This is a genomic window from Halomonas sp. S3-1-1 (genome assembly GCF_023757625.1).
Classification (GTDB): domain Bacteria; phylum Pseudomonadota; class Gammaproteobacteria; order Pseudomonadales; family Halomonadaceae; genus Vreelandella.
The window spans coordinates 117,451-132,248 of the sequence record NZ_JALGBZ010000002.1 but is presented as its reverse complement, the minus strand read 5'-3'; the positions used below and the strand labels follow the sequence as shown (position 1 = coordinate 132,248).

Here is a 14,798-nt window from a genome sequence, read left to right as displayed (position 1 = left end):
GGCTACTCGCCCTCGCTGGTCGGCACCGCTAAACGTTCGGCGACGCGCGCGGCCTTTTGCTGATAATCCGATGGCGTATAGCCCGCCTCTTCCAGCGCTTTTGCCACCTCTGGCGGCATGTAGTTTTCGTCGTGGCGAGCGAGCACCTTGTCGGCGTAAATCCGCCCATCGCTTTCAAGCTTACCGACCACGACCACGCCCTGACCTTCGCGAAAGAGATCCGGCAGGATGCCGCTATAGATGACCTCGACCTCCTCCACGTAGTCGGTGACGACGAAATCGACATCGAGGCTTTGCGGGTCGCGGGTGACCGACCCCTCCTTGACCAAGCCGCCGGCGCGAATCTGGCGCTCGAGCGGCGCTTCGCCCATCGCGATCTGTACCGGGCTAAAAAACAGGTTGATGTTGGCGCGCAGCGCATAGAGCGTTAGCCCCAGAGCCACCCCCGCCAGCACCACCAGCCCCAAAAGCGCGAACAGCCGCTGTTGTCGTTTAGGCGTCATCGCTTTCCTCGGTTGGCATTGGGGTGGACGGGGTCTCGGCGCGGGCCCGCTCGCGACGGGCGCGCCGCGATAGCGCTTTGAGCAGCGCGCGCCGCTCGAGCCGTGCCTGAAAAAAACAGAGCGACAGCAGCGCCGCGGTGACGCCCCAAGCCGACCAGACGTAAACGCCGTGGCCACCCATGGCGAAAAACGCACTGAGCGAGTCAAAAGCGCTCATGAAGGGATCTCCTTGAGCGCACGCACCCAGCGCTTGTCACCTTCGCGCCTTAAAATTTCGCTGCGCACGCGCAAAAGCGTAAGCGCCGCGAAGAAGCTATAAAAACCTACCACCATGATCAAAAGTGGCAGCCACATCGACGCCGGCATGGCCGGGCGCTCGGTGAGCGAGAAAGTGGCGGACTGGTGGAGCGTATACCACCACTCGACCGAATACTTGATGATCGGAATGTTGATCACCCCCACCATGGCAAGTACCGAGGCCGCCCGGGCCCCACTCTGGCGGCTGCTGAACGCACCGCGCAGCGCAATCACACCCAGGTAAAGAAACAGCAGAATCAGCATCGAGGTGAGCCTTGCATCCCACACCCACCAGGTGCCCCAGGTCGGCACGCCCCACACGGCGCCGGAAAACAGCGCCGTAAACGTCATCGCCGCACCAAACGGTGCCATCACCGCGGCGGCCATATCGGCTACCTTGATCTTCCATACCATGAACACCAGGCTTGCCAGCGCCATCGCGATGAACACCGACTGAGCCAACAGCGCCGCCGGCACGTGCACGTAGATGATTCGAAAGCTCTCGCCCTGCTGATAGTCCGCCGGCGCCAGCGCCAGCCCCCAGACGCCCCCCGCGCCAAGCGACAGCGCCGCCAGCACCCAGCACCAGGGCTCGAGCCGGCAGCTTAGCCGGTAAAACCACTGGGGGGATCCAAACTTGTGCACGATGGCCCACATGGCGCGTCCTCAACCGTTGAGACTGATACGAAGCGAAGCGGCGATTGCCCAGGGGGCGAGCATCAGCGAAAGCGCTAAAAGCGCCCCCAGGATCGCGAGATAGGGCAAGGCGCTTTGCCCGGCGATAGCCGCCTCGACGGCGCCGGTGCCAAACACCAGCACCGGAATGTAGAGCGGCAGGATCAACAGCGAGGTCAGCACGCCGCCGCGGGCAAGCCCCACCGTCAGTGCCGCGCCGATCGCCCCCACCAAACTGAGCGTGGCGCTGCCGAGTACCAGCGAAAGCGTCAGCACCGCGTAGCTGCCCGCAGGCAGCGCAAGCAGTGTGGCGAGCAGCGGCGCCGAAAGCGCCAGCGGCAGCCCCGTCATCAGCCAGTGCACGCACACCTTGGCAAGCGTTTGGGTCCACAGCGGCTGCGGCGCGAGGATGAGCTGCTCCAGGCTTCCATCCTCGAAGTCACCGCGAAAGAGCGTATCCAGCGACAGCAGAGCGGCCAAAAGCGCCGCCACCCACAAAAGCCCCGGCGCTATCACGGCCAACAGCGCCGGGTCCGGCGAAATGCCGATCGGAAAGAGCGTGATCACCAGGGCGTAAAAGACCAGCGGGTTGAGCGCTTCGCCACGGCGGCGAAACGCAAGCCTCAAGCCTCTTGAGAGCGTGGCGATGAACGCGCGCCCCGCCCCGTGGGGCGGTGGCCTCAATGCTCCGCCGTCGCTCGCGCTCATGCCAGCGCCTCACCCAGTCGCAGGCGGCGAACCCGCTGGAGCCCGCCAAGGGCGTGGTGAGTGGTGATGATGACGCTTCCCCCCGCCTTTGCGTGGTGCGAAAGCCGCCGCTCCAGCATGGCGACGCCTTCGCGGTCGAGTGCTGTGAACGGCTCATCGAGCACCCAGAGCGCCCGGGGTGTGAGCGTCAGCCGGGCAAGCGCCACGCGCCGGTTTTGGCCAGCGGAGAGCCGCCCGGCCGGCGTATCCTCGAACCCGGCAAGCCCGGCATCATTAAGCGCACGCTCGCAGGCGGCCTCATCCGGCGCCTCGCCGCCGAGCGCCTGATACCAGGCCAGGTTTTCGAGCGGCGTTAGCCCTGCCTTCACGCCCGGCGCGTGGCCCAAGTAAAGCAGATTCGCTAGAAACGTATCGCGGCAGGCGCGAAGCGGCTGACCGTTGAACTCAAGCGCGCCGTCGTAATCGTCGAGCTGCCCGGAAAGGATCTTTAAAAGCGTGGTCTTGCCGCTGCCGTTGGGGCCCTCGACGCGCAGAATCTCGCCGCTTTCGAGCATCACATCCAGCCCGTCGAACAGCCAGCGGTCGTCGCGCTCGCAGGCAAGCTGTCGGGCTTGAAGGCGCAGGCTCAAGGGGCATCTCCAGGGCGTGAAGTTCGCGCGCACTGTACACAAAAATGCGCTTTCCCGCCAGCAAGCCGGCCCCGGCAGAGCGATGTGAGCGCCGCTCGCGCCTGTCGTGGCGGGCTTGAGCGGGCAGGCGTTGAAACCATCTTCTAGCTAAACGCCCCACAGGGGTAGCACTGTATTTAAAAACAGGCTTATACTACAACCACTGTATGAAAAGACATGACCCGCGCTTTTCACTTGTTCACGCCCAGGGATCGGGCGATTGCTGGAGAGAAACCGATGATCGCATCACGACCGATTGAGCCTGCCACCGCCTCGCGCGTCGCGGCCTGCCCACGTGGCCCCGCCCTTAAGCGGGTAACCGGCGAGCAGCGCGAAGTCACCCGGCGCAATACCTATGCGCTGCGCGTTCGCGGTCATCGCATGCAGCAGTACAATCTTTTCGACGGCGATGTGATCGTGATTCACCGCCAGCAGCGCGGCGGCCACCGGGAAGTCGCCACCGCGACGATCAACCAGCGCGAAATCGCACTCAAGGAGCTGGCGATCAGCCGGCTTGGCGTGCGCCTGTGCGCCGAAGGCGAGGCGATGCCATCGGTTTTCCTGCATAATAGCGATATACAGGTGCTGGGCATGGTGATGGGCGTGGAAAGCCCCGCCGCTGCCGCAAGGCGCCACTAACCGTTTCTGGGAGCCCCGCTTGCGTTACCGAGCCCCCGACCTTGCGATCGACGCCCGCTTCGAAGCCGAGCTTGTCATCGAGAAAAGCCAGTTCATCGCCTGGCTTTGCCACGCGCCGACGCCAGAGGCCTTCGAGGCACTTTTGAAAGCGGCGCGCACGGCCCACCCGGGCGCCAGCCACCACTGCAGCGCGTTCATTGCCGGCCCGCCCGGCGAGCAAACCCATATCGGTTTTTCCGACGACGGCGAGCCCGGCGGCACCGCGGGGCGCCCGATGTATCAGGCGCTTTTGGGCAGCGGGCTCGGCGAAATCGGCTGCGTGGTCACCCGCTACTTCGGCGGTACCAAGCTTGGCACCGGCGGGCTTGCTCGCGCCTATGCTCAGTCGGTCAACAAAGCCCTCGAGACCCTGCCTACGCGCGAAATCGTCGAGCGTACGTCCTACCGTGTAAAGGTCGATTTCGCCCAGGAAGCCCAGGCCCGCGCCTACTTCGACGAACAGAGCGCGCCTATCGTGAGCGCCGACTACGATGGCCAGGGCGTGACGCTGACCATCGCCTGGCCCACCGACGAGCCGGCGGATTTCACCGCCCTCGAGAATCGGCTGAAAAGCGCGCTGACGTTTCAGCGCGCTGAAACCTGAAACGCCCCGCTCGAAAGCGGGGCGTTTCAGTTAGCCCATACCACTGATCCGGTGCGGAAAGCGGTGTCGCCCACCCCTACGTGAGGGCGCTGTGAACCCATCCCTGGGCGCTACTTTCGCCCTCCCTGGCGAAAGACCCTCACTACGGGCTGCTCGACACCGCGCCACGCTCTCTGGCGCGTTCACTTACATCGTCGCTTTTAGCCCAGATACTTGATCATTACCCCGGCAGCCACCGCCGAGCCGATAACGCCGGCCACGTTCGGGCCCATCGCGTGCATCAGCAAGAAGTTGTGAGGGTTAGACTCGAGCCCCACCTTGTTGGCTACCCTGGCGGCCATCGGCACCGCAGAGACACCGGCCGCCCCTATCAAGGGGTTGATCGGCATTTTGCTCACCAGGTTCATCAGCTTGGCCATTAACACGCCGGCGGCGGTGCCGATGCCGAAGGCGACGATGCCAAGCCCCAGAATGCCCAGCGTCTCGAAGGCCAGAAAGCTCTCGGCCATCAGTTTCGAGCCCACCGACAGCCCCAGCACGATGGTGACGATATTGATCAGCGCGTTCTGGGCGGTATCCGCCAGCCGCTCGACCACGCCGCATTCGCGCATCAGATTACCAAAGCAGAACATGCCGAGAAGCGGCGCGGCGTCCGGCAAAAACATCGCCACCAGCAGCAGCAAAATGATCGGAAAGACGATCTTTTCGAGCTTCGAGACCGGGCGCAGCTGCGTCATGACGATCTTGCGCTCCTTGTCGGTGGTCAAAAGGCGCATGATCGGCGGCTGGATAAGAGGCACCAGCGCCATGTAGGCGTAGGCCGCCACGGCGATCGCACCCAGTAGTTCAGGCGCCAGCACGCTCGAGACGTAAATCGAGGTCGGCCCGTCCGCGCCGCCGATAATGCCGATCGCCGCGGCCTGGTTGAGCGAAAAGTCCATCACGCCCATCGAAGTGAGCAGCACCGCGCCAAAGAGCGTGGCGAAAATGCCGAACTGCGCCGCCGCTCCGAGAAACAGCGTGCGCGGATTGGCCAACAGCGGGCCGAAGTCGGTCATCGCCCCCACGCCCATGAAAATCACCAGCGGCGCGATGCCCGAACCGATGGCCACGCTGTAGAAGTTGTAGAGCACGCCGTTGCTGTAGCCTGCGCCCACGGCGATGTCGCGGGCCGCGCGCGCCGCTTCCGGGGCGGCGTCGTGCGCTACCGCCTTGAGCGCTTCACGCCAGGCCTCCAGCCCCGCCGCTGGATCGAACGCCACTCCCAAAGCGGCGCCGATCTGCTCCAGCAGCGCCGGGCGCGCCACGTCGATCGCCTGGTCGAGCGCCGAAATCGCAAGCCCCGCCTCGGGGATGTTGGCCAGAATTCCGCCGAAGCCGATCGGCACCAGCAGCAGCGGCTCGAACTTCTTGTAGATGGCGAGATACAACAGCACCAGCGCCACCACCATCATGACCGCCTGGCCGAGCTGGAGGTTATAAAGCCCCGAACCTTCCCACAGGGTAATCAATTTATCCATTATCGAAGGCCCTTAAAGCTCGATCAGAGAGTCGCCCACGGCGACGCTGTCGCCTTCGCTCACGTTGACGCTGGACACCGTGCCCGCGCTTTGGGCGCGCACCTCGGTCTCCATCTTCATGGCTTCGAGAATGATCACCACGTCGCCTTCGCTCACCTGATCACCCACCTTCACGTTGACCTTGAAGATGTTGCCAGCCAGCGGCGCATCGATGCTCTCCCCGCTCGGCGCGGCGGGTTCGCTTGCCGGCGCCGGCGCCGATGACGCGCTAGTGTCGGTGATTTGGCCAATATCGCCGCCTTCGGCGACCTCGACCACGTAGGCCTTGCCGTTGAGCTTGACGGTATAGGTCTCAGGTCCGCCGGCCGATGCCGCGCTGGCCGGAGCCGGTGATTGGGCCTTGGGCTCGTCGGTCCCTTTGGCTTGCTCGGCTTGGGGCGCGGGCTCAAAGGCGTTCGGGTTGTCGCGGTTTTTCAAAAACTTCAGGCCGATCTGCGGGAACAGCGCGTAGGTCAGCACATCGTCGATGCGCTGCTCGCCTTCGCCCAGGCGGATGTTCTCGGCGCCCGCCTTCTCTTCGAGCTCGCTTTTCAAACGCTCCATTTCCGGCGACAGGTTGTCCGCCGGGCGGCAGGTGATCGGCTCACCGCCTTCCAGCACGCGCTTTTGAAGCTCCGAGTTGAATGGCGCGGGCGCGGCGCCGTACTCCCCTTTCAACAGCGCCTGCACCTCCTTGGAGATCGACTTGTAGCGCTCATTCATCATCACGTTCATCACCGACTGGGTGCCGACGATTTGCGAAGTGGGCGTCACCAGCGGGATGAAGCCGAGATCCTCGCGCACCCGCGGAATTTCCTCGAGCACGTCGTCGAGCCGGTCGCCGGCGCCCTGCTCCTTGAGCTGGCTCTCCATGTTGGTAAGCATGCCGCCGGGCACTTGGGCGGTCAGGATGCGCGAGTCGATGCCTCTCAGCGAGCCCTCGAACGCGGCGTACTTCTTGCGCACCTGGCGGAAATAGCCGGCAATATCCTCAAGCGCTTCCAGATCGAGGCCGGTGTCGCGGTCGGTGTCCTTGAGCATCGCCACCACCGACTCGGTCGGGCTGTGGCCGTAGGTCATCGACATCGACGAGATCGCGGTATCGACGTTGTCCACGCCCGCCTCGACCGCTTTCAAAATGGTCGAGGTCGAAAGCCCGGTGGTCGCGTGGCAGTGAAGGTGAACCGGAATCGACAGCGCCTTTTTCAGCCGCGTGACCAGCTCAAAGGCGGTGTAAGGCGTCAAAAGCCCCGCCATGTCCTTGATCGCCAGCGAGTCGGCACCCATCTCGGCGATGGTCTGGGCAAGCTCCACCCAGCTATCCAGGGTATGCACCGGGCTCACGGTGTAGGAGATGGTGCCCTGGGCGTGGCCGCCGACCTGGCGCACGGCCTTGATCGCGCGCTCCAGATTGCGCGGGTCATTCATGGCATCGAACACGCGGAAAACGTCGACGCCGTTAGTTTTGGCGCGCTCGACGAATTTATCGACGACGTCATCGGCGTAGTGGCGGTAGCCCAGCAGGTTCTGGCCGCGCAGCAGCATGGCTTGGGGCGTATTCGGCATCGCTTCCTTAAGCGCGCGAATACGCTCCCAGGGATCTTCGCCCAGATAGCGAATGCAGGCATCGAACGTTGCCCCGCCCCAGGTCTCCAGCGACCAGAAACCGATTCGGTCGAGCTTTTCGGCAATCGGCAGCATGTCGTCCAGGCGCAGGCGCGTGGCGAAAAGCGACTGGTGGGCGTCGCGGAGCACGACATCGGTAATGCCCAGCGGGCGTGGTTTCTCGTTGATGCCGTTAGCGTTGATGCTTTTCTCGTTGATACCTTGCTCGTTCATGAATCGTTCCCAAACATTGTTTTGTTAGTAAACTTAACAAAAAAAGCCGCTTCGTTTTTGCAAAGTTCGCTAGGGGGTGGTGTCGCTATCGAGTACGTGAACTGCGGTAACGATGCACCGCAGCAGAGATGACCGCCACGACCTCGTCGTCCTGGCCCACCGGAGTCGCGCCAGCGCCGGGTTTGACGCGCTTTGGTGTGGGTTCGGCAGCGGGCTGCATGCGCGTTATCAGCGCCGACATCAGCACCACGCTGATCACTAGTATGGTAAGAAAAACAAATACAAAGCCCATCCCCAATCCCATCAGGGCCAGCCCTTCCTGAAGCAGCTCTCCTTCTTGCACGATTTTCTCCCGAGTGATCCCATCGATTGGCGCGCCGGGCTCTTTCAAAGGCGCTTGGCGCAGTGAGGACAATCCTCTAACCTGCCACATTCAGGATAGATTGCAATGACGCGATAGTGGAAGCCATGGTTGTTAATTTACTACAAAAGGGGGAAATCGGCCTGGCGCCGATGGAGGGTGTCATCGACGCTCTCACCCGGGATTTGCTCACGCGAGAGCGCGGCTTCGACTGGACGGTGACCGAATTCGTGCGCGTGGTGGACGCGCGCCTGCCGCCCCGGGTGTTCTATAAGCACTGCCCGGAGCTCGAGCATCCGCCGGTCGCTACGCCCAGCGGCGTGCCGGTGCACCTACAGCTTCTGGGCTCCGACCCGGTGGCACTGGCCGCCAATGCGCGCCAGGCGCTCGAGCTGGGCGCGATCAGCGTGGATCTCAACTTCGGCTGCCCGGCCAAGCTCGTCAACCGCCACGACGGCGGCGCCTCGCTTCTGCGCCGCCCGGAACGGGTGTTGCGCGCGGTGAGCGCGGTGCACGAAGTGCTGGAGGGACGCGTCCCGGTCACGGCGAAGATTCGCCTGGGTTTCTCTGACCGACGCCTGGCGGTGGCCTGCGGTCAGGCCGCCGAGGCCGGCGGCGCGGCGCGGCTGGTAGTGCATGGACGCACTCGCGACGAAGGCTATCGGCCGCCGGCGCACTGGGAGTGGATCGCTCGCATCCGCGAGAAGCTTTCGATCCCGGTGGTCGCCAACGGCGATATCTGGACGCTGGAGGATTACTGGAAGGCGCGTACGCTCTCGGGCTGCCGCGATGTGATGCTTGGGCGCAGCGCGCTGGCGGACCCCTGGCTTGCCCCACGCATACGCCACTGGCTGGACACCGGCGAGCGCTTGGCCGAGACCACCTGGGCGATGCGCGCCGGCGTCATCTCCGAGTATGCAAATCGTCAGCGCGAAACGCTGCCCGAGCGCGTGGTCGTATCGCTGGTCAAGCAGTGGCTGGCGCAGATGCGACAGTCAAGCCATGAGGCCAACCAGCATTTTCAGCGCTTGAAGCGCATCACCGAGCTCGACGTTTTACTCGCCGAGCTCGCCCCCAGCCCAGAGGCGTGCGCCTTCGCCTGATCAATAGATAAAAAAAACGCCTGGCCACATGCGTGGCAGGCGTTTTAAACGACCGCAGAGAGCGCGAGCAGCTCTCGTGCACAGACTCCATCCTCCTGAACCAGCCTGCGTGGGGCGCCGGGCACTTTTGCATGGTGCTTATTGCACCGTACTGATTGCACAGTACTTACTGCATAGCACTGATTGCATAGTGCCGACGCAGAAAACCCGCCTCCGAAGAGGCGGGTTTTCCTGGAATCTGGCGCGCCCGGGAGGATTCGAACCTCCGACCCTCTGATTCGTAGTCAGATACTCTATCCAGCTGAGCTACGGGCGCTTTACAAAATGTCTTGCTACTTACTTCTATGCTGCCTACTTCCTTTGATTCAAATCGCCAGCTTTAACCCTGCGATTTAATCAAATAACTTGCGGATGGCGCGCCCGGGAGGATTCGAACCTCCGACCCTCTGATTCGTAGTCAGATACTCTATCCAGCTGAGCTACGGGCGCATATCCGATGAAAACTCGCTCACTTCCAAAATACTTTGAAACGCACAACGATTTTCAACAAGTTCGGCAGTTGGCGGAGAGAGAGGGATTCGAACCCTCGATAGGGCTATAAACCCTATACTCCCTTAGCAGGGGAGCGCCTTCAGCCACTCGGCCACCTCTCCTCAACGGCACGGCGCGAATATTACCGATTATGCGTGGGGTTGTCCAGACTTAAGCAGAAATTTTTTCGCACCGGCTTTATGTTAGCGCTTAGACGCCCTCTAGTGGACGTGGGATAAGCCGCCATTTATTCAGGTTCGCTTTCAGTGTCACGCTCGCGCTGAATGCGCTGGTAGATCTCTTCGCGATGTACAGCGACATCCTTGGGAGCATTCACACCAATTCTGACCTGATTACCTTTGACTCCCAACACTGTGACGGTGATCTCATCACCGATCATCAGCGTTTCGCCTACACGGCGCGTTAGGATGAGCATGGCTGATCTCCTTCTCAGACGTTTGTACAACGAACCGTGTCCGCCAGAGGCGTCACCGCCGCTATTATGCGACAAAGCGACACCAGTCACCAATGACTGTTGCCTCTGGCTCCATGACACGTTAAGCATTCGCTGTAAGTGAGCTCACCACCGTTGGCAGCAAGTTACCTATTAGCGTAGAAGGTTTAGAGCACAAATGTTATTCAGATTCTATATTTGTGCTGTCCAAACCGAACGCCTTATGTAGCGCGTTCACCGCCAGTTCCATGTGTTTTTCATCGATAACCACGGAAATCTTGATTTCCGAGGTGGAGACCATGCGGATATTGACGTTCTCATCGGCCAGTACGCGAAACATCTTCGAGGCAACGCCAGCGTGGGAGCGCATGCCCACACCCACCAGCGAGACCTTGGCGATATTGTCGTCACCGCGCAGCTCGCCGCCGCCCAGATCCGGAATCACGGTTTCTTCAAGAAGCTTTTTAGTCGCCTTGTAGTCGCCCTTGGCCACGGTGAAGGTGAAGTCGGTGTAGTCGCCGGCGGGGGCAACGTTTTGCACGATCATGTCGACTTCGATGTTGGCGTCGGCGATCGGGCCGAGAATGCGCGAGGCGACACCCGGTACGTCCGGGGTGTGCAGAAGGGTCAGTTTGGCTTCGTTCTTGGTAAAGGCGATACCGGAGATCAGCGGTTCTTCCATGGAATCCTCGTCTTGGTCAGAATCAGCAACAATTAGGGTACCGGGGCCGTCCTCGAAACTGGACAGCACCCGTAGCGGAACGTTGTACTTGCCGGCGAACTCTACCGCGCGAATCTGCAGTACCTTGGAGCCCAGGCTCGCAAGCTCCAGCATCTCCTCGACGGTGATGCTCTCAAGGCGCTGCGCCTTCGAGCAGACGCGCGGGTCGGTGGTGTAGACGCCGTCGACGTCGGTGTAGATCTGGCACTCGTCGGCGCCGAGCGCCGCGGCCAGGGCAACGCCGGTGGTGTCCGAGCCGCCGCGACCGAGGGTCGTGATGTTGCCCTCTTCGTCCACGCCCTGAAAGCCCGCCACGACCACGACTTTGCCTTCATCGAGGTCGGTCTTGAGGTCGTCGGTTTCGATGCGCTGGATACGCGCCTTGGTGTAGGCGCTGTCGGTATGGATACCGACTTGGGCGCCGGTGTGCGAGGTCGCCGAGACGCCGAGCTGCTGCAGCGCCATGGCCAACAGTGAAATGGTCACCTGCTCGCCGGTGGAGAGCAGCATATCCATTTCGCGCGGCGCCGGATCTTCGTTGAGCGCGTGGGCCATATCGGTGAGCCGGTTGGTCTCACCGCTCATGGCGGAGACCACCACCACGACCTGATGCCCCTGATCGCGAAAGCCTTTTACCTTTTCCGCCACGGCCTTGATCCGGTCGACGGAGCCGACCGACGTACCGCCGAACTTTTGTACGTATAGTGCCATATGCCATTTTCCCTATGCGTTCGGAGTAAAAGAGTAATAGTAGACTAGCGGGAAATTAGCGTTGGAAACATGCGCTAGCCTGACTACCGCTATAAAAAAGGCCGATGGCAGCGCCACCGGCCCTTTGAGTTAGAGCGCGCTTGCAAGCCAGGCCGGCACGCTATCGAGCGCCCCGGGTAGCGCCTCGGGCTGGCTGCCGCCGGCCTGGGCCATATCCGCGCGCCCGCCCCCTTTGCCGCCGACCTGTGCGGCGACGTGGTTGACCAACTCGCCGGCTTTAACGCGGTCGGTTAGATCATCGGTCACCCCAGCAATCAGGCTCACCTTGCCCGCCGCCTGGTCCGCCACGGCCAACAGGATCACGCCGGAGCCGATCTTCTGTTTGAGCTGGTCGAGCATGCCGCGAAGGTCCTTGCCGGAGACGCCCTCAAGCCGTGTCGCCAGAAGTTTTACGCCGCTCACTTCCTGCACTTGCCCCAGCAGGTCGCTGCCGGCGGAACTTGCAAGCTTCATCTTGAGCTGCTCGAGCTCTTTTTCGAGGCTGCGGTTGCGCTCGAACAGCGACTCCACACGGGACTCGACCTGCTCGGGCTTGGCCTTGAGCCGCGCGCCCAAACGTTCGAGCGTGGCTTCCTGCTGCTGGAAGTAGGCAAGCGCGTTCTCGCCGGTGATCGCCTCAATGCGGCGAACGCCGGCGGCGGTGCCCGCCTCGGTGACGATGTGGAAGCAGCCGATATCGCCGCTTCGCGCTACGTGGGTGCCGCCGCAAAGCTCGATGGAGAAGTCGTCAGCCCCGATGGTCAGCACGCGCACGCTGTCGGCGTATTTCGCCTCGAACAACGCCGCCGCGCCTTTGGCTTTGGCCTCGGCCAGGCTCATCTGCTCGATACGGGTCGGGGCGTTGGCCAGCACCTGCTCGTTGACCAGCCGCTCGACCTCGGCAAGCTGCTCCGCGTTCAGCGCTTCGAAATGGCTGAAGTCGAAGCGCAAACGCTCGGCGTTGACCAGCGAGCCCTTCTGCTGAACGTGGTCACCCAGCACGATACGAAGCGCCTCGTGCAGCAGGTGAGTGGCGGAGTGATTGCGCACCGTGGCGGCGCGAAGGCCGGTATCGACCTCGCCGTGCACCCCAGCGCCGACATTCAGCGTGCCTTCCACCATCACGCCCTGGTGCAGGTGGTGGCCGCTCTGCTTCTGGGTATCGGTGACCTGGAAACGCCCTCCGTCGACGTGCAGGTAGCCGGTGTCGCCCACCTGACCGCCGGACTCGCCGTAGAACGGCGTACGATCCAGCACGACGATGCCTTTCTGTCCGGCCTCGAGCGCGGCTAGCGCGTTGCCTTCGGTATCGAGTAGCGCGGTCACCTTGGCATCGTCCGCCAGAAGCTCGTAGCCGGTAAAGTCAGTGGCGCCCTCGAGTTCGATGTTGGCGCTGTAGTCGGCGCCGAACTGGCTCGCCGCGCGGGCGCGCTCGCGCTGGGCTTCGAGCTCGCGCTGAAATCCCTCTTCATCGAGTTTGACGCCGCGCTCGCGGCAGACGTCCGCAGTCAGATCGAACGGGAAGCCGTAGGTGTCGTAGAGCTTGAACACGGTAGCGCCGGGCAGCGTGTCGCCGTCGAGATTCTCCAACGCCTCGGTCAAAAGCCCCATGCCGTGATCCAGCGTGCGGGCGAACTGCTCCTCTTCTTTCAGCAGCACTCGGGCGATCTGCGCGCTCGATTCACGAAGCTCCGGATAGGCGTCGCCCATCTCCGCATCCAGCGCCTCGACCAGCTCATGGAAGAACGTGCCCGTCGCGCCGAGCTTGTGGCCGTGGCGCACCGCGCGGCGAATGATCCGGCGCAGCACGTAGCCGCGGCCTTCGTTGGAGGGCAGCACGCCGTCGGCGATCAAAAACGCGCAGGAACGGATATGGTCGGCAATGACGCGAAGCGACGGTGCCTCCAGGTCGTTGGAGCCGGTGGCCTTGGCCGCCGCCGCCAGCAGATTCTGGAACAGGTCGATCTCGTAGTTGGAGTGCACGCCCTGCATCACCGCGGCGACGCGCTCGAGCCCCATGCCAGTATCGATCGAAGGCTTGGGCAGCGGGTTCAGCGTGCCCTCAGAGTCGCGGTCGAACTGCATGAAGACCAGATTCCAGATCTCGATGTAGCGGTCGCCATCCTCTTCCGGGCTTCCGGGCGGCCCGCCCCAAACGTCAGCGCCGTGGTCGAAGAAGATCTCCGAGCTCGGGCCGCACGGGCCGGTGTCGCCCATCTGCCAGAAGTTGTCCTCGTCCAGGCGCGAGAAGCGCTGCGGGTCGATACCGATTTCATCCTTCCAGATGCGCTCGGCCTCGTCGTCGCTGATATGCACGGTGACCCAGAGCTTCTCCTTCGGCAGCCCCAGGGTTTCGGTCAAAAACGTCCAGGCAAAGCGAATGGCGTCACGCTTGAAGTAGTCGCCGAAGCTGAAGTTGCCCAGCATCTCGAAAAACGTGTGGTGGCGCGCAGTATAGCCGACGTTGTCCAGATCGTTGTGCTTGCCGCCGGCGCGTACGCAGCGCTGGGCCGAGGTGGCGCGCACGTAGGGACGCGGGTCGCGGCCCAAAAAGACGTCCTTGAACGGCACCATGCCGGCGTTGGTGAACAAAAGCGTTGGGTCGTTGCCGGGTACCAGCGAGCTGGTGGGAACCACGGTGTGTCCGTGCTCTTCGAAATAGGAGAGGAAGGCCTGCCTGATCGCTGCGCTTTTCATAGGGGTTCCGTGACAATGAAGCATGATGCCCCGGGGCGCTATCGCCGCCACCCGCTGGGGTCGCAAAACATCCATTATAACGAAGTTGCCACGCGACTAAAGCCACGAAGCCCTGGCAGCCCGCAAGAGGCGCAAGGAGTGAAGGGATTACAGGGGTGGTTTAGTCGGAAAGCGTGGAGAGCGCGTAGCGGATCTGGTCGAAGTCGAAGCCGCGCTGGGCCAGAAAGCGCTCACGCTTGGCGCGCTCTTTAGGGGGCACGAAACGCTCGCCCGCCGGCGCGCCGGAGGTGTGAAAGCGCCGCTGTAGCGTTTCAGCGGCAAGCTCAAACCAGTCGATGCGCTCCTGCTCGACCACCGCGTTCAGCGCTTGGGTTTGGGCCTCGCCGTTGATACCACGGCGACCAAGCTCCATTTTGATGCGAATGGGCCCCTGGCCGCGCAGCACGCGCGAGCGCACGAAACTTTCACTGAAGCGGTCGTCGTTTTGAAGGCCCTGCTCCTCGAGGGCGTCGAGGCATTCGAGGATATCGGCTTGCTTAAACTCTTTTTGAGCAAGCTTCTGATGGAGCTCGTCGCGTGAGTACTCGCGCCGAGCCAGTAAGTCGATTGCGACCCCGCGTGGGGTCGCGTTACCGGCGCCGAACATGGCT

At 62.7% G+C, this 14,798-nt stretch carries 15 protein-coding genes and 3 tRNA genes; 3 read left to right on the top strand and 15 right to left on the bottom strand.

The genetic code is table 11. The features are described from left to right. Window positions 1–2: 2 nt before the first annotated feature. From ccmE to ccmA, 5 genes are read right to left on the bottom strand one after another with little or no spacing between them, the layout of a single operon-like run. Window positions 3–503: a cytochrome c maturation protein CcmE gene (ccmE, locus tag MQW23_RS05700; RefSeq protein WP_252106868.1), complete on the bottom strand. Its 501-nt coding sequence runs from the start codon at window positions 501–503 to the stop codon at window positions 3–5. Then, the gene (gene ccmD, locus MQW23_RS05695) at window positions 493–720 is read right to left on the bottom strand and encodes a heme exporter protein CcmD (RefSeq protein ID WP_252106867.1); all 228 of its coding nucleotides are present in this window, start codon (window positions 718–720) and stop codon (window positions 493–495) included. The genes ccmE and ccmD overlap by 11 nt, the downstream gene beginning before the upstream one ends. After that, entirely contained in the window at window positions 717–1,457 is a 741-nt protein-coding gene (locus tag MQW23_RS05690; RefSeq protein WP_252106866.1) for a heme ABC transporter permease, read from the bottom strand. The genes ccmD and MQW23_RS05690 overlap by 4 nt, the downstream gene beginning before the upstream one ends. Window positions 1,458–1,466: 9 nt before the next feature. After that, complete coding sequence (gene ccmB / locus MQW23_RS05685; RefSeq protein WP_252106865.1) at window positions 1,467–2,183, bottom strand: heme exporter protein CcmB; 717 nt, start codon at window positions 2,181–2,183, stop codon at window positions 1,467–1,469. Further along, window positions 2,180–2,812 (bottom strand): cytochrome c biogenesis heme-transporting ATPase CcmA, encoded by a 633-nt coding sequence (gene ccmA / locus MQW23_RS05680; RefSeq protein ID WP_252106864.1) that lies wholly within the window; start codon window positions 2,810–2,812, stop codon window positions 2,180–2,182. Before ccmA ends, ccmB begins: the two co-directional genes overlap by 4 nt. Before the next feature lie 276 nt (window positions 2,813–3,088). Between ccmA and MQW23_RS05675 the strand changes: the two genes are divergently transcribed. Together MQW23_RS05675 and MQW23_RS05670 are read left to right on the top strand one after the other, a co-directional pair. After that, complete coding sequence (locus MQW23_RS05675; protein WP_252106863.1) at window positions 3,089–3,490, top strand: LexA family protein; 402 nt, start codon at window positions 3,089–3,091, stop codon at window positions 3,488–3,490. A gap of 19 nt (window positions 3,491–3,509) precedes the next feature. Then, on the top strand, window positions 3,510–4,133 hold the full coding sequence (locus MQW23_RS05670) for an IMPACT family protein (RefSeq protein ID WP_252106862.1): 624 nt from the start codon (window positions 3,510–3,512) through the stop codon (window positions 4,131–4,133). Window positions 4,134–4,333: 200 nt separating this feature from the next. Here the strand turns inward: MQW23_RS05670 and MQW23_RS05665 are convergent, their stop codons facing one another. From MQW23_RS05665 to MQW23_RS05655, 3 genes are all read right to left on the bottom strand, one after another. Continuing rightward, window positions 4,334–5,653, bottom strand: coding sequence for a sodium ion-translocating decarboxylase subunit beta (locus tag MQW23_RS05665; protein ID WP_252106861.1), 1,320 nt, complete (start codon window positions 5,651–5,653; stop codon window positions 4,334–4,336). 12 nt (window positions 5,654–5,665) lie between these two features. After that, window positions 5,666–7,486 carry a sodium-extruding oxaloacetate decarboxylase subunit alpha gene (oadA, locus tag MQW23_RS05660; RefSeq protein ID WP_252107656.1) on the bottom strand — a complete coding sequence of 607 codons (1,821 nt, stop codon included), beginning with the start codon at window positions 7,484–7,486 and terminating at the stop codon, window positions 5,666–5,668. Between the two features lie 130 nt (window positions 7,487–7,616). After that, window positions 7,617–7,874 carry an OadG family protein gene (locus MQW23_RS05655; RefSeq protein WP_252106860.1) on the bottom strand — a complete coding sequence of 86 codons (258 nt, stop codon included), beginning with the start codon at window positions 7,872–7,874 and terminating at the stop codon, window positions 7,617–7,619. Between the two features lie 125 nt (window positions 7,875–7,999). Between MQW23_RS05655 and MQW23_RS05650 the strand changes: the two genes are divergently transcribed. Next, window positions 8,000–8,995 (top strand): tRNA dihydrouridine synthase, encoded by a 996-nt coding sequence (locus MQW23_RS05650; protein WP_252106859.1) that lies wholly within the window; start codon window positions 8,000–8,002, stop codon window positions 8,993–8,995. 239 nt (window positions 8,996–9,234) lie between these two features. Here the strand turns inward: MQW23_RS05650 and MQW23_RS05645 are convergent. From MQW23_RS05645 to MQW23_RS05615, 7 genes are all read right to left on the bottom strand, one after another. Further along, window positions 9,235–9,311, bottom strand: a tRNA-Arg gene (locus MQW23_RS05645). Window positions 9,312–9,407: 96 nt separating this feature from the next. Continuing rightward, window positions 9,408–9,484: transfer RNA gene (locus MQW23_RS05640), tRNA-Arg, on the bottom strand. Between the two features lie 71 nt (window positions 9,485–9,555). After that, window positions 9,556–9,648 (bottom strand) — tRNA-Ser (locus tag MQW23_RS05635). 125 nt (window positions 9,649–9,773) lie between these two features. Then, the gene (gene csrA / locus MQW23_RS05630; protein WP_252106858.1) at window positions 9,774–9,962 is read right to left on the bottom strand and encodes a carbon storage regulator CsrA; all 189 of its coding nucleotides are present in this window, start codon (window positions 9,960–9,962) and stop codon (window positions 9,774–9,776) included. A gap of 199 nt (window positions 9,963–10,161) precedes the next feature. Beyond that, a complete protein-coding gene (locus MQW23_RS05625; RefSeq protein ID WP_252106857.1) occupies window positions 10,162–11,412 on the bottom strand; it encodes an aspartate kinase in 1,251 nt (416 codons plus the stop codon). A gap of 129 nt (window positions 11,413–11,541) precedes the next feature. Further along, window positions 11,542–14,148 (bottom strand): alanine--tRNA ligase, encoded by a 2,607-nt coding sequence (alaS, locus tag MQW23_RS05620; RefSeq protein ID WP_252106856.1) that lies wholly within the window; start codon window positions 14,146–14,148, stop codon window positions 11,542–11,544. Between the two features lie 160 nt (window positions 14,149–14,308). Beyond that, window positions 14,309–14,794: a regulatory protein RecX gene (locus MQW23_RS05615; protein WP_252106855.1), complete on the bottom strand. Its 486-nt coding sequence runs from the start codon at window positions 14,792–14,794 to the stop codon at window positions 14,309–14,311. Window positions 14,795–14,798: the final 4 nt, after the last annotated feature.

Bases quoted from the DNA above. Each gene is read 5' to 3' on its own strand.
- ccmB (WP_252106865.1), bottom strand. From the start codon at position 2,183: ATGAGCGCGAGCGACGGCGGAGCATTGAGGCCACCGCCCCACGGGGCG.
- MQW23_RS05665 (WP_252106861.1), bottom strand. From the start codon at position 5,653: ATGGATAAATTGATTACCCTGTGGGAAGGTTCGGGGCTTTATAACCTC.
- MQW23_RS05650 (WP_252106859.1), top strand. From the start codon at position 8,000: ATGGTTGTTAATTTACTACAAAAGGGGGAAATCGGCCTGGCGCCGATG.
- MQW23_RS05675 (WP_252106863.1), top strand. From the start codon at position 3,089: ATGATCGCATCACGACCGATTGAGCCTGCCACCGCCTCGCGCGTCGCG.
- MQW23_RS05690 (WP_252106866.1), bottom strand. From the start codon at position 1,457: ATGTGGGCCATCGTGCACAAGTTTGGATCCCCCCAGTGGTTTTACCGG.
- csrA (WP_252106858.1), bottom strand. From the start codon at position 9,962: ATGCTCATCCTAACGCGCCGTGTAGGCGAAACGCTGATGATCGGTGAT.
- ccmD (WP_252106867.1), bottom strand. From the start codon at position 720: ATGAGCGCTTTTGACTCGCTCAGTGCGTTTTTCGCCATGGGTGGCCAC.
- alaS (WP_252106856.1), bottom strand. From the start codon at position 14,148: ATGAAAAGCGCAGCGATCAGGCAGGCCTTCCTCTCCTATTTCGAAGAG.
- ccmE (WP_252106868.1), bottom strand. From the start codon at position 503: ATGACGCCTAAACGACAACAGCGGCTGTTCGCGCTTTTGGGGCTGGTG.
- MQW23_RS05625 (WP_252106857.1), bottom strand. From the start codon at position 11,412: ATGGCACTATACGTACAAAAGTTCGGCGGTACGTCGGTCGGCTCCGTC.
- MQW23_RS05615 (WP_252106855.1), bottom strand. From the start codon at position 14,794: ATGTTCGGCGCCGGTAACGCGACCCCACGCGGGGTCGCAATCGACTTA.